This is a genomic window from Solitalea longa (assembly GCF_002920915.1).
Classification (GTDB): Bacteria; Bacteroidota; Bacteroidia; order Sphingobacteriales; family Sphingobacteriaceae; genus Solitalea; species Solitalea longa.
Genome location: NZ_PQVF01000007.1, coordinates 320,763 through 334,271, shown reverse-complemented (window position 1 = coordinate 334,271; position 13,509 = coordinate 320,763). Strand labels below are relative to the sequence as shown.

Annotated in this window: 12 protein-coding genes; 7 read left to right on the top strand and 5 right to left on the bottom strand. The window is 41.3% G+C overall.

What is annotated here, in order from left to right:
• A partial coding sequence (locus C3K47_RS12005) for a carbohydrate binding domain-containing protein (RefSeq protein ID WP_133159377.1) occupies positions 1-5,478 on the bottom strand: 5,478 nt, incomplete at its 3' end.
• Between the two features lie 447 nt (positions 5,479-5,925).
• A complete protein-coding gene (locus C3K47_RS11995; protein ID WP_103789374.1) occupies positions 5,926-6,129 on the bottom strand; it encodes a hypothetical protein in 204 nt (67 codons plus the stop codon).
• A gap of 210 nt (positions 6,130-6,339) precedes the next feature.
• Here C3K47_RS11995 and C3K47_RS11990 point away from each other — a divergent pair, with 210 nt between their 5' ends.
• From C3K47_RS11990 to C3K47_RS11975, 4 genes are read left to right on the top strand one after another with little or no spacing between them, the layout of a single operon-like run.
• Positions 6,340-7,095: a hypothetical protein gene (locus C3K47_RS11990; RefSeq protein WP_103789373.1), complete on the top strand. Its 756-nt coding sequence runs from the start codon at positions 6,340-6,342 to the stop codon at positions 7,093-7,095.
• A 30-nt stretch (positions 7,096-7,125) separates the two neighbouring features.
• A complete protein-coding gene (locus tag C3K47_RS11985; RefSeq protein ID WP_243392543.1) occupies positions 7,126-7,557 on the top strand; it encodes a DUF5675 family protein in 432 nt (143 codons plus the stop codon).
• A 3-nt stretch (positions 7,558-7,560) separates the two neighbouring features.
• Positions 7,561-7,809 (top strand): hypothetical protein, encoded by a 249-nt coding sequence (locus C3K47_RS11980; RefSeq protein WP_103789371.1) that lies wholly within the window; start codon positions 7,561-7,563, stop codon positions 7,807-7,809.
• Complete coding sequence (locus C3K47_RS11975) at positions 7,799-8,020, top strand: hypothetical protein (protein ID WP_207765285.1); 222 nt, start codon at positions 7,799-7,801, stop codon at positions 8,018-8,020. The genes C3K47_RS11980 and C3K47_RS11975 overlap by 11 nt, the downstream gene beginning before the upstream one ends.
• A gap of 474 nt (positions 8,021-8,494) precedes the next feature.
• Here C3K47_RS11975 and C3K47_RS11970 read toward each other — a convergent pair whose 3' ends face one another.
• The 3 genes from C3K47_RS11970 to nhaA all read right to left on the bottom strand — a co-directional run bounded on the left by C3K47_RS11970 (position 8,495) and on the right by nhaA (position 12,165).
• Complete coding sequence (locus C3K47_RS11970) at positions 8,495-9,331, bottom strand: macro domain-containing protein (protein WP_103789370.1); 837 nt, start codon at positions 9,329-9,331, stop codon at positions 8,495-8,497.
• A 4-nt stretch (positions 9,332-9,335) separates the two neighbouring features.
• A complete protein-coding gene (locus tag C3K47_RS11965) occupies positions 9,336-9,899 on the bottom strand; it encodes a TIR domain-containing protein (protein WP_103789369.1) in 564 nt (187 codons plus the stop codon).
• A 1,069-nt stretch (positions 9,900-10,968) separates the two neighbouring features.
• Positions 10,969-12,165, bottom strand: coding sequence for a Na+/H+ antiporter NhaA (nhaA, locus tag C3K47_RS11960; protein ID WP_103789368.1), 1,197 nt, complete (start codon positions 12,163-12,165; stop codon positions 10,969-10,971).
• Positions 12,166-12,672: 507 nt separating this feature from the next.
• Here nhaA and C3K47_RS11955 point away from each other — a divergent pair.
• Genes C3K47_RS11955 through C3K47_RS11950 form a run of 3 tightly spaced genes read left to right on the top strand, consistent with a single transcriptional unit; the run spans position 12,673 to position 13,490 of the window.
• Positions 12,673-13,008 (top strand): hypothetical protein, encoded by a 336-nt coding sequence (locus tag C3K47_RS11955; protein WP_103789367.1) that lies wholly within the window; start codon positions 12,673-12,675, stop codon positions 13,006-13,008.
• A 4-nt stretch (positions 13,009-13,012) separates the two neighbouring features.
• Positions 13,013-13,186 carry a PLDc N-terminal domain-containing protein gene (locus tag C3K47_RS19880; RefSeq protein ID WP_114324635.1) on the top strand — a complete coding sequence of 58 codons (174 nt, stop codon included), beginning with the start codon at positions 13,013-13,015 and terminating at the stop codon, positions 13,184-13,186.
• 25 nt (positions 13,187-13,211) lie between these two features.
• Entirely contained in the window at positions 13,212-13,490 is a 279-nt protein-coding gene (locus C3K47_RS11950; protein ID WP_103789366.1) for a hypothetical protein, read from the top strand.
• Positions 13,491-13,509 lie beyond the last annotated feature (19 nt).

Genomic DNA, 13,509 nt, shown 5'->3' with positions numbered 1-13,509 from the left:
ATCAGCTGTAATAGCTGAATTAGTCAGATCAACGGGTTGAGCACAGGTGGCTGGCGGGTTGGTAATCACCAATTTTGGTAAAGGATGAATCGTTACCGTTACGGGTTGGATCATCGAACACCCCTGTGCGCTGGTAAGTTGAATATAATAGGTTCCACTAGCGGTTACCGAAGAAGGATTCGCTAATGAGGTACTAGCTGCCGCATCAATAAAATAGCTGAGCGTACCTGCATCGCTTCCGGCTGTAATGGTCGCATTAGTTAGATCAACGGGTTGAGCACATGTAGGTAAAGGATCCGTAATTACCAATTTCGGCAAGGCATTTATCGTCACTGTTACAGGCTTGATCACCGAACACCCTTGTGCGCTGGTAAGCTGGATATAATAAGTACCACTAACAGTTATTGCAGAAGGATTCGCTAATGGTATAGTTCCTGCTGCATCGCTAAAATAGCTTAAACTGCCTAGGTCACTTCCTGCTGTAATGGTAGCGCTGGTCAGATCGACTGGTTGATCGCATGTAGCTTGCGGGTCGGTAATCACCAATTTTGGTAATGGGTTAATCGTTACCGTTACCGGTTTAATTACCGAACAACCCTGGGCGTTAGTTTGCTTAATATAATAGGTGCCACTGGCGGTTACCGAAGAAGGATTCGCTAAGGATGTTGTTGCTGCTGCATCACTAAAGTAGCTGAGCGTACCCGCATCGCTGCCGGCTGTAATGGTCGCATTAGTCAGATCAACGGGTTGATTACAGGTGGCTGAAGGATCCGTAATCACCAAGTTAGGCAATGGGTTAATCGTTACCGAAACGGGCTTAATTACCGAACAACCTTGGGCGTTAGTTTGCTTAATATAATAGGTGCCACTGGCGGTTACCGAAGAAGGATTCGCTAAGGATGTTGTTGCTGCGGCATCGCTAAAATAGCTGAGCGTACCTGTATCGCTTCCGGCTGTAATGGCTGGATTGGTTAAATTGATAGGTTGATCACATGTAGCTGGAGGGTTGGTAATCACCAATTTCGGTAAAGGATTAATCGTTACCGTTACCGATTTGATCACCGAGCAATCTTGCGCGCTGGTAAGCTGGATATAATAAGTACCACTAACAGTTATTGCAGAAGGATTCGCTAATGTTGTAGTTCCTGCCGCATCGCTGAAATAGCTTAAACTGCCTAGGTCACTTCCTGCTGTAATGGTAGCGCTGGTCAGATCAACAGGTTGATCACAGGTTGCTAACGGATCCGTAATCACCAAGTTCGGCAAAGGATTAATTGTTACCGAAACCGGTTTAATTACCGAACAACCTTGGGCATTGGCAAGCTGGATATAATAAGTTCCACTGGCTGTTATGGCTGAAGAATTGGTTAGTGGCATCGTAGCCACCGCATCGCTAAAATAACTCAAACTACCTAGGTCACTTCCTGCTGTAATAGCTGGATAAGTCAGATCAACAGGTTGGTCACATGTGGCAGTAGGGTTGGTAATCACTAAGTTTGGCAAAGGATGAATCGTCACTGTTACCGGTTGAATCACCGAACAACCTTGGGTATTGGTAAGCTGAATATAATAAGTGCCGCTGGTAGTTACAGAAGAAGGATTTGCTAAGAATGTACTTGCAGTGGCATCGCTAAAATAGCTCAAACTAGCTAATTCACTTCCTGCTGTAATGGCTGGATTAGTCAGATCAACGGGTTGGTCACATGTGGCAGTGGGGTTGGTAATCAACAATTTTGGTAAGGCATTGATGGTTACGGTTACGGGCTTGATCACTGAACAACCCTGGGCGCTTGTAAGCTGAATATAATAGGTGCCATTGGCGCTAATCGAAGAAGGATTGGCTAATGGATTCTTTGCTACTGCATCGCTAAAATAGCTCAAATTACCTAATTCACTTCCTGCTGTAATGGCTATGCTGGTAAGATCAACAGGTTGAGTGCAGGTAGCAGGAGGATTGGTAATCACCAATTTCGGCAAGGCATTGATCGTCACCGTTACGGGTTTAATCACCGAACAGCCCTGGACACTGGTTAGCTTAATATAATAAGTTCCACTGACTGTTATGGCTGAAGGATTGGTTAGTGGCATCGTAGCCACCGCATCGCTGAAATAGCTTAAACTACCTAAGTCACTTCCAGCTGTAATAGCTGGATTGGTTAAATTGATAGGTTGATCACATGTAGCAGACGGGTTAGTAATCACCAATTTCGGCAAGGCATTAATTGTCACCGTTACAGGCTTGATCACCGAACAACCCTGTGCGTTAGTTAGCTTAATATAATAGGTGCCACTAACCATAATGGCCTTTGGGTCGGCTAGTGAGATTGTCCCTGCCGCATCGCTGAAATAGCTTAAACTGCCTGCATCGCTTCCGGCAGTAATGGTCGCATTAGTCAGATCAACGGGTTGATTACAGGTGGCTGAAGGATCCGTAATCACCAAGTTAGGCAATGGGTTAATCGTTACCGAAACGGGCTTAATTACCGAACAACCTTGGGCGTTAGTTTGCTTAATATAATAGGTGCCACTGGCGGTTACCGAAGAAGGATTCGCTAAGGATGTTGTTGCTGCGGCATCGCTAAAATAGCTGAATGCCCCTACATCGCTTCCGGCTGTAATGGCCGTACTGGTCAGATCTACCGGTTGATCACAGGTAGGTTGCGGATTGGTAATCACCAATTTCGGCAAGGCATTGATGGTTACGGTTACGGGCTTGATCACTGAACAACCCTGGGCGCTTGTAAGCTGAATATAATAGGTGCCATTGGTGCTAATCGAAGAAGGATTGGCTAATGGATTCTTTGCTACTGCATCGCTAAAATAGCTCAAATTACCTAATTCACTTCCTGCTGTAATGGCTGTGCTGGTAAGATCAACAGGTTGAGTGCAGGTAGCAGGAGGATTGGTAATCACCAATTTCGGCAAGGCATTGATGGTTACCGTTACGGGCTTGATCACCGAACAACCTTGTGCGCTGGTAAGCTGGATATAATAAGTTCCACTGGCTGTTATAGCTGAAGGATTGGTTAGTGGCATCGTAGCCACCGCATCGCTAAAATAGCTCAAACTACCTAAGTCACTTCCAGCTGTAATGGCTGGATTAGTCAGATCAACAGGTTGGTCACATGTGGCAGTAGGGTTGGTAATCACCAATTTCGGTAAAGGATTAATCGTTACCGTTACAGGCTTAATCACCGAGCAACCTTGCGCGCTGGTAAGCTGGATATAATAAGTACCACTAACAGTTATTGCAGAAGGATTCGCTAATGTTGTAGTTCCTGCCGCATCGCTGAAATAGCTTAAACTGCCTAGGTCACTTCCAGCTGTAATAGCTGGATTAGTCAGATCAACAGGTTGGTCACATGTGGCAGTAGGGTTGGTAATCACCAATTTCGGTAAAGGATTAATCGTTACCGTTACAGGCTTAATCACCGAGCAACCTTGCGCGCTGGTAAGCTGGATATAATAAGTACCACTAACAGTTATTGCAGAAGGATTCGCTAATGTTGTAGTTCCTGCCGCATCGCTGAAATAGCTTAAACTGCCTAGGTCACTTCCAGCTGTAATAGCTGGATTAGTCAGATCAACAGGTTGGTCACATGTGGCAGTAGGGTTGGTAATCACCAATTTCGGTAAAGGATTAATCGTTACCGTTACGGGGTTGATCACTGAACAACCTTGTGCATTAGTAAGCTGGATATAATAAGTGCCACTTGTCGTTATCGAAGAAGGATTCGCTAATGGAGTCTTTACTGCCGCATCGCTAAAATAGCTGAGTGTCCCTGCATCACTGCCAGCTGTAATTGCTGGATTGGTTAAATTGATAGGTTGATCACATGTAGCTGGCGGATTGGTAATCACCAATTTTGGCAAGGTATTGATGGTTACCGTTACGGGCTTGATCACCGAACAGCTTTGGGCACTGGTAAGCTTTATATAATAAGTGCCACTGGTGGTTATCGAAGAAGGATTGGCTAATGGAGTCTTTACTGCCGCATCGCTAAAATAGCTGAGTGTCCCTGCATCACTTCCGTTGGTTACGGCGGGACTAGTTAAATCGGCGGATCCGCATGCTATCTGGTCCGTAACAAGAAGCTTGGGTATGGGATTGATGCTAACCTTTATTGGTTGCGATTGGACAGAGCACTCAACAAATGAGTCAGGGTTTTCAGATTGCTGTTTTTGATTATAGGCTACTACATAATAATCACCACTTTGTCCTATGTCTGTAGCCGTAAATGTGTAAGTGTTGGATGATGATTTGGCTTTGACTGGAGCTTTGACGCCCACTTTGAACCATTCATAATCAATCGATCCACTTGGATAAGCTGTTAAGGTTACCTCTTCTCCTATACATAAAGTGCCTGCTCCATTTACATCAATAGTAGGGCCTGGTTTAACCGATAGCTTAACTGGAGTTGACACCACATAGCATTTTGGATTATTTACTGCTGTCAATCCACCGCCTACTCTAACACGGTAATATCCACTATTACTTACAAGAGCATTGGTGAAAGTAAGACGATTGTCGGTGCGTGGTTGACTAAAATCTTCCCATGTTATACCACCATCCGTGCTTTTTTCCCAAACATAATAGGGATCGGCATAACCTGTACCTAGAGATGCCCAAAACTCAAATTGATCGCCTTCACAAATGGTTTTATCGTTTGATGGTTCCATTGTAATGGTCGGACCACATGCCCTGAACGTAATATCATCAATAGCAAGGTCATTACCACAACCACCATTGGTGTTGGATATCATTTTAAGTACAATGGTACTTGAATTTGGAGGTATGGTAAATAAAAAACCGCGTTGAGTCCAGGTTGGATTGTTTGAGGTTGAAGGGATATTGCCTGATGTATAAGATCCTAAAATAGTTCCTTTAGTGTCTTCAATCTGAAATTTAATATTGGGTCTAATACCATTGCCCCCGCAAGAGCTGGATTTCAGAATATTACTAAACCATGCCGAGAATTCATAGGTTGATCCCGGACAAAGCTGATCTATTTCTTGTTGGTAAAAAATGCCTTTTTGTAAATCGGCATTTACAACATACATGTTTCCGTTAGGTTTCCCATTCAGTTCAAAGGTATGATCATTCTGATAAGTATGCCACGCTCCATCGGCATGTGATATTGTTGGATTCAGACGGGGTAAAATACCATACTTACCATCATGCAGATCATTAGGATAATTTGAAGGGGCAGGAATAGTTGTTGGATACCAATATGTATAAGTGGTTGTGGTTTGAGGATACATTATTGGCAATGATTGACCATAATTACCCCCTGATTGGCTATATCCAAAATCGATTGTTACTACCGGATTACCAAGCGCACCGCTACAAACCTGGGCATATGATGGCTGATTAACAACCACCAAACCAAGTATAAAAAAGTAAACAGCACTGAATTGGTTTACAAAGAAATTAAACTTCGAAAATCGTTTTTTGATCTTCGTAGTAACCTTATCCATGAAGCAACTTGTTGATTTGCAGGTGCAAAGCAACCGAAAAAAAGGAAGGTCTACTTCACGCGAATGTCAAAACGCCTTTAGCCAAGGCATTTCTTGATTTTTGTCAATTTGGTTTTTGGGTTTATGGCGAAAAAAATAACATGGCTGAGGATGCACTGAAGATGTGCTTAAAGAGAATAGAAATTAATCAGCTTCCCAAAATGCTATAAAACAAAAAAGCACCCTTTTGAGGTGCTTTTGTTTTTTCTGCGGAAAGTGAGGGATTTGTAACCCTCTTTTAAATCGCTTATTTTCAGTTGGTTTCAAAGGTTTCAAAATTCGGGTCACCGAATTTACCACCTCTTATTTCTATTCAATTCGTATCAAATCGTATGGGGAAATTTAATGATTTTTCTTTATGCATACAAGCATTACTAATGAAGATCAATAGGATTCCTTTTCTAAAAATCAGGCTGTAAGAAAGCTGATGACTTGTTCAATTTTTAAACCTGTGTGCTGGCAGAATTCTTCAATGCTTACAAACTGATGTTTTTCTTTAGCAAGTTTCTTTTTGATTCCTCTTAACAACGATCTACCATAACGCTCACTTTTCCCGGTAATCTGTTGCACATCCTTGGGATAAATTACGACTCGGTTTTGTACAATGTTCATAGACTTCGTGCTTTAACTATGGGGTTGCCATACTCATTCCAGGCTTCATTTCCAACGGAAATAACTACCATTTACAAACATAATTTAATCTTTTTGATCATTATTGGCAAAATCGGAAAAATAGGGCAGAAGTGACCTATTCCGGAAGTGGGCAATAGGAAAGTCTTGATTTGCTTGAGAAATTAGGTCTCAACTTAAATTTTTATAGCAATGGCAAGACAAAAAGGTATCATTAAACTGAAAGGAACTATCGGGGATATTACTTTCTACAAATCAAGAGATGGGCATTTAGCACGTGAAAAGGGTGGGATCGATAAGGATCGAATTTATAACGATCCGGTCTTTCAACGGACCAGGGAAAATGGGGCCGAATTTGGCAGGGCGGGGAAGGCGGGTAAAGTTTTAAGAACGGCTTTAAGACCGTTACTGCAGAATGCAGCTGATGGCCGAATGGTCAGCAGATTAACAGGCGAAATGATGAAAGTAGTTAAGGCGGATGCGGTGAGTGAACGCGGGTTGCGAAATGTACTGGATGGCGAATTGGTACTCTTGCAAGGTTTTGAATTTAACATCAACGGGAAATTGAGAACCACACTTTTTGCACCTTATACTCCAACTATCGACCGCGTGACCGGGGAAGCAAATGTGAATATTCCTTCGTTTGTTCCCATTAACATGATCGCAACACCCGGAGGTGCAACGCACTTTAAACTGGTGAGTGCGGGAGTGGAGATCGATTTTGAAAATGAGGTTTACACTGTGCTGACGAATCAGAGTGCGGATCTTGCTTTGGATGCGACGCCAACGGCCGAATTGGATCTAACTGCAGCCTTGCCGGCGGCCAGCACCAAACCGCTCTTTTTGGCGTTGGGCATCGAGTTTTACCAGCAGGTGAACGGCAACTTGTACAGCCTGAAAAACGGTGCTTACAATGCCTTGGCTTTGGTGACCATTGATGGAGTCTAGCAAATGGCAGGCGCGGTTAAAATCTTTCGAATGGCTCAGGGAAAATCATCCACCCTGAGCCATTTGTATATCAACGGCATTTTTGGCTGTTACCTTTTGGAGGATGCGATTCGCCAAACAAAAGTGGCTGGTCATACCTGCATTCCTGAAGGATCCTATAAACTCCTGCTGAATACCTGGGGTGAAATGAATAAGGATTACTTGAAGCGTTACCCTAAGATGCATAAGGGAATGATAGAGCTTTCAGGGATACCCAATTTTAAAGCGATTTACCTGCACATTGGAAATACCATTAACGACACTGCAGGTTGTCCTTTGGTCGGGTCCTGGTTTAATATGGTTAATGGAGAGTTTGAAGTCTATCAATCGCGCCTGGCGTACGAGCGCATCTATCCGGTACTGGCTAAACTCATGGCTTTGGGACCAGTTCAATTAACTGTTACTAATCAACACCTCTTCTAAATCATGTCAGAACTTGGAATATTCTTTGGGTCCTTAATTAGCGTGCTGCTATCGGTGGTGGCATTCTTCATTCGGCAGCTGCACACCGATTTTCGAAAAGTAGAACGCGATCTGGTGGAAGTGAAAACCACTACCTCTTTGATCAAATCGGAGTTTAAAAACGGGCATGACCTTTTAAATCAAAAGGTGAACTACCTGGAAAAACGAATTGAAATCTTGGAACATCAACACTTTAAACAACATGAACACTGATCAAAAAATAACCCTGGCGCAACGGGTTAAATCGCCAACTCCTAAATTTTTCCGAAAGGTTCGCAATATTGGATTGGTAATTGGAGCTGTGGGCGGCGCCTTACTGGCCGCACCGGTCGCACTTCCAGCTATTGTTACCACCATTGCAGGTTATCTGGCAACGGTCGGAGTGGTGGCCTCGGCTGTCAGCCAGACTACGGTCAAGGATTAACCTGCTTCTTTCTTATATTTTTGCAAGTCCCGGGAAGACCCGGGCTTTTTGTTGTGATACCCTACCATAAAATAAATTCTCGATGGACGACCAAATTCCTATATCTAGCAGCCAATCGACATTAACGTCAACTCGAAAGAACTCCTTAAAGTTCGCTTAGGCAACCAAAATTCTTTTACGGCTATTTTGCAAGCGGGGAAGCGTATAAATGGACGGTGCGGAAGGCCTTGTGGGTTTATGCCGCTGAACGCTTGCAAACCCGTAGGGCTTGATAGCTGTAAAAGGGTTTATCTTTGGTGGAAGCGAGGTTTAAGGTTGGATGAACCGTGCCGACGACCGTAAAAAAGAGTAACGATATGCGGTAGGTTACCTCCAGGCTTTGTGGGTTATGACGGAAGCTTTGGGAGGTTATAAGGAAGAAGCCCCCACTATTGCCAATACGATGTTATAGCCAGTGGTGTCCGTTGCGTTCACTTAAAAACCTTGTTCAATTGATTTAATGTTAAATAAATTAATTTGCCCAATTTTCTCCTCGTGTATCACTATTGTCAACTTGGCTGGATACTTAAATTTCATCTCACTTAATCTAAATGTCCAAAGCATAATTTTCAATAAATCTTCATCTCCAATATTTTTATGCTCTTTAATTCTAGTAATTCCTGACCCAAATATTGGCACTGAAACATTCTTTTGAGCATAAATGCGATTTACTCTATCCCAAAAATTGATAAGAAATTCGATATACTCTGGCATGGTTAAAATTGCTCTATCATGCTCGTCAAATCTAGAGAAGGCGGTTAACAGAAAGTCATTATATACTATTATAGTACTCAACTTGAATTTTTTTGTTTTTCCACCCTGCTTTCTTACGACCTGAATCAAATCTTCATTTTCGGAATTAGCATTAATAAAATTGTCCAGCTCAGTGACTTTATCCTTAAAATAACGATTAATAAAAATCCCATTAAGTGACCTGCTAGAAATAATTTTATCGTCAACAATTGTGTCGAAATATTCATTAAATGATATCGCCTTTAGCCCTTCCTCTGTAAAAAGGTCACCGCGCTTAATATTAACAGTGCTTCCATCGATATTGATATTGATTTGCTTTAGGTTGTTAGCGTTTAACCATATTATTACATAAATAACTATTAAAGCGGCAAAAGATAAGTACCCAAAGTAGATTAAGCATTGCTTATATTCATCTGGAATAAAATTAAAAAGCAATATAAACGATATGATACCTGATATGATTGAAAAATATTTCCAAAAAATATTTCTGACATCTTTATCTAGAAACTTTACTTTCATATGCTTACTTGTACCAATAATCGTTAGGGCTTTTACCTGAGCCTAGTCTGAAATCTGAGTTGTTTAATGCATTCCTAATCGTTTCTTTGTTCAAAGGAACGTGTAAAACAGGAACTTTTGATTTCGAATCTCGGAATATTGGGAGTTTGTTCCATAAAGCTTTTACAGTATTATTCAATGCTGTTTTATCCCCATTTAGCAAATCACTGTTGTTTTTTAAATTTGGATATATTACAATGATTGGTAACCCCAAGGTATTGATTCCATAATCTATCTCTTCTCTCAATGCTCTTGAATTCAACGTATCAGAACCTAAGAACATAACAATGTTTTTGGAATTTCTTAATCTTTCTCGCAGTCTTGGTTTCAGAGTTGATTCCCAATCACTATTATCACGAACGTTATATGTTGTGTCATGGGCATTATTAAATGGAAAGGAAGTATCGGCACCTTTCCAAGCTTTCAGCATACTGTAATAACAGAAATCTTTGGTAGCATGGGCTCCAAGTGATGAATCACTAAATGGCTCGCTTACATAGAATGCGCAGTAGTTGTAAATCTTGCTCATATATCGTTTTTTAATTCTTTAAGGGTAAGTGTATTTTAAGCCATTGGCTATAACAATTAAATAGACGCAATAAAGTTGCGTCTATTCAGTATAAAACGTTGTTATGGCGCAAAAATAGTCACTTATTTTCCTAATCCAAGTACTAGAAGAGATTTGAAAAGACGCAGAAAACCATCCGACGCGGGAGGCCAAGCAGGTAAAACAGCCCTGAGCGTGCGTCGGGCATGTGCGGCGAGCCGCCTTGCGAGTGGAGGGAATGGTGGGAGCAAACAGCAGCCCGAGGTACGAGGGGCGGTTTGCGACCTATGTAGAAAGGACGTGGCTTTTGGAAGCTTGGGTTTGTGATTGGTCAAAAGCCGACGGCCTGCACTACACAAGGGTTGGCGGACTTTTTGGTCCTTTGGCTGCTTCGACTGCGCTCAGAAGGTACTTAGCGGCTAGGCTCAGGAGTATTCTTCGACTACGCTCAGAAAGACGGCTGCGTAGGGTAACAAAAAGTATGACAACCCGCAGCCTGACCGACCCGCAGGCGAGCCTAAACACGAGCAGCGTCCGGGATGGTAGCGGCCTAGTGAGCCTTCGACTGCGCTCAGGCTGACATGGGGAAGAGCACGGGATGACACGGGGGGAGTGCTCGGGCAGACTAGGCGGCTGCCGGCACGGAGGAAGCTGCTATGACGAGGGAGGAGCCGAAAGCAATGGGTATGACAGCCTGCCGCAAGGCACCCGAAGGGTATAAAGTGTCAATGTCCATTGTTACTTTATAGGCTGGCGTACCCATTGCCGGCGACGACTAAGGAATGCCGATTTACCTGCCCGTGCGGTGGTAATTTTAACGTTCATACCTTGTGAAATTTTCAAATCATCGCTATTACTTGAAAGAAATAGATATGTGCAGTTCCTATCCAAGGTATGTTTTTCATAGGTAGATGAGGCCTCGTTCTTAATTGAGCGAAGCTTTTTAGTTTTTTATCGCATCCTTAGATTTTCTTGGCCCTGAATAAATGGGTACTAGTATTGTAAAAGGTAACTGAACGCTCAGTTATGCTTTATAAGAACAGGATTCAATTTAAGTTAGTAATTCATTGGGTTTTCTCTTATTTATTAAGGTTAACACTATAAAGCCAACGATACCCGAAAGTGTTGAGGTAATTAAGATAGCAAACTTTGCTTTCGTTTGTAGTTCTGGATCTTTAAATGATAAGAGGGCAATGAAAATAGACATTGTAAATCCAATTCCACCAAGAAAACCCAATCCTAAAATATGTGACCAGTTTGCTTTATTGGGAAGTTTTCCCAATTTTAATTTTACCAGAATCCGAGACATACACATAATTCCGATTGGTTTACCCAAAAACAGACCAACTAGAATACCTAAACCGAAATTGCTAGTAATGCCGTCAATCAAATCTCCTTGAAATGGGATATTGGTATTAGCAAGCGCAAAGATGGGCATAATGATAAAATTCACCGGTTTTATTAAAAAGTGTTCCAGCTTCTCCAGCGGTGATTCCACTTCTCCCTCTGTAGTAGGAATAGTCATTGCGGTGAGTACTCCGGCAATGGTAGCATGAATACCTGAATGATGAATCAGGTACCACATAAACATCCCGAGTATAAGATAAAATCCTAAGTTTTTAACACCAAAGCGATTAAAAAGTAACATGAAGGCAAATATTCCAATGGCCATTGCTAAATAACCCAAATGCAATTGTGTGGAATAAAATATGGCAATTACTAAAATGGCAATAAGATCATCAACGATAGCCAAGGCAGCTAAAAAGATTTTTAATGAAGCTGGCACCTTGTTATTTAAAAGTGAAAGTACACCCAATGCAAAAGCAATATCAGTGGCCATTGGAATGCCCCAGCCATTCTCGGCATTTGTACCCCTATTGAATAAAAGAAATATAATAGCAGGAATAATTGCACCGCCAAAAGCGGCCGCAATAGGTAAAGTCGCCTTTTTTGGTGTAGATAACTCGCCTTCAATAAGTTCTCTTTTAATTTCTAACCCAACCAGTAAAAAGAAAATGGCCATTAGACCATCATTAATCCACTGTATAATTGGATACTTTAGCTGAAGAAAAAGCGTAGAAACGCCTAACTCCTTATTCAAGAACTGTTGGAACGTCTGTGCTAAAGAGGAATTGGCAATAACTAAGGAAATAATTACGCATATAATTAGCAAGACACCGCCAATAGCTTCGGATTGTACAAATTCTTTAAAAGGAATGAGGTTGATTTTTATGATTCTTTTATTCACAGGGTATTTTTAAAAAAGAAATTTGAAGTTTAATGAAATAACATCTTCAGTATAAATCTATACGGAGCATCTAAAAAGTAAAACTGATTTCATGGGACTGTTTTTTCATTTCGATCTCGAAAATAAAAAAGTTTTAATTAGAATCTCTTTTTTGACAGGGTTAAAGCGGCATCTGGAAGGTGCATTTGACTCAATCAAAACAGCCCCAGCTACAGACCTAAAGGAGAATTCCACAAAAAGAAACAAACAGTGTCCGAAATAACCAACATATAAATTTATAAGCTAAAAGGAAAGTCAATTTAAAAAATAGTGCTTTTGAACATATGGGACTGGTTGTTAAGGTGTTCAAACAAGAGGGGTTTTTAACTTTTTAATTCAGTTTCAGTTGGAATCATAATTGAATATTGGGGGCGGTTTGGTTTAATTGTTAAAAATCGGCTATAGCTCCCCGCTATGCCGTTTTTTTTTGCCGCTATTTTTTACATTAAGAGAAGACAATCAAAATATATGAGCGTATTAGCACCTTTTGAAATATCAATTGCCCATGAAGGCTTAAGTTGTAAGGCCTTTGTAACGGCCAATGTTGGTGATGAGGCCATTGAGTTTGAGATTACACTAGATGACCGAAAGTTTCGAATATTTTGGAACAATAATATGGAGCAAGAAATCCCTAATCTTTTTCCTCGATATTTTTCTCCGGATGCATATTCCTTTAATGGTAACACACACCTCTATAAGGCCATAGTGGGTGAACTGTTGGAGGTTTTATGTGATCGAATAATTAATCTTTCGGCCTCGCAGCAGGTGACTTACGGCTTCAGTAATCTAATTCTAAAACGATAAGAAAATGAGCCTAATTTTAGCTATAGCAGGGATTTTATGGTTGTTACCCATAATTATCATTGTCTGTTCCAGTAAAACCACAGGGCGCGAAAAATTAGCCTGGGTATTGGCTGTGATTTTTATATCTTGGTTTGCCTGGATTTTTTACTTGTTACTGGCTCCAATTAAAAAGAATTAAAGTTGACCATAAAATTTATAAATAAATGAACGTATTAGCGCCTTTTGAAATAACACTTGCCCATGCTGGGAATAATTACCAGGCATTTGTCACACCAATTGATGGATGTGAAGTTGTTCAGTTTGAAATTTTACTTAACGGGAAGAAATTTTTAATTAACTGGGAAAATAATATTGAAAATGAGGTTCCTACTTTGTTGCCTCAATATTTCTCGCCTGATGTTGAATCATTCCAGGGCAATGATGTATTGTATAAGCTGATGCTTACAGAAATGTTGGAGGTTTTATGCGATCGGTTTTGTTAATCCTTCCACTGTGCTCACC

Excerpts from the sequence above, each read along its gene's own strand:
- C3K47_RS11995 (WP_103789374.1), bottom strand. The coding sequence starts at position 6,129 with ATGAACATTGTACAAAACCGAGTCGTAATTTATCCCAAGGATGTGCAA.
- C3K47_RS11990 (WP_103789373.1), top strand. The coding sequence starts at position 6,340 with ATGGCAAGACAAAAAGGTATCATTAAACTGAAAGGAACTATCGGGGAT.
- C3K47_RS11985 (WP_243392543.1), top strand. The coding sequence starts at position 7,126 with ATGGCTCAGGGAAAATCATCCACCCTGAGCCATTTGTATATCAACGGC.
- C3K47_RS11980 (WP_103789371.1), top strand. The coding sequence starts at position 7,561 with ATGTCAGAACTTGGAATATTCTTTGGGTCCTTAATTAGCGTGCTGCTA.
- C3K47_RS11975 (WP_207765285.1), top strand. The coding sequence starts at position 7,799 with ATGAACACTGATCAAAAAATAACCCTGGCGCAACGGGTTAAATCGCCA.
- C3K47_RS11970 (WP_103789370.1), bottom strand. The coding sequence starts at position 9,331 with ATGAAAGTAAAGTTTCTAGATAAAGATGTCAGAAATATTTTTTGGAAA.
- C3K47_RS11965 (WP_103789369.1), bottom strand. The coding sequence starts at position 9,899 with ATGAGCAAGATTTACAACTACTGCGCATTCTATGTAAGCGAGCCATTT.
- C3K47_RS11955 (WP_103789367.1), top strand. The coding sequence starts at position 12,673 with ATGAGCGTATTAGCACCTTTTGAAATATCAATTGCCCATGAAGGCTTA.
- C3K47_RS19880 (WP_114324635.1), top strand. The coding sequence starts at position 13,013 with ATGAGCCTAATTTTAGCTATAGCAGGGATTTTATGGTTGTTACCCATA.
- C3K47_RS11950 (WP_103789366.1), top strand. The coding sequence starts at position 13,212 with ATGAACGTATTAGCGCCTTTTGAAATAACACTTGCCCATGCTGGGAAT.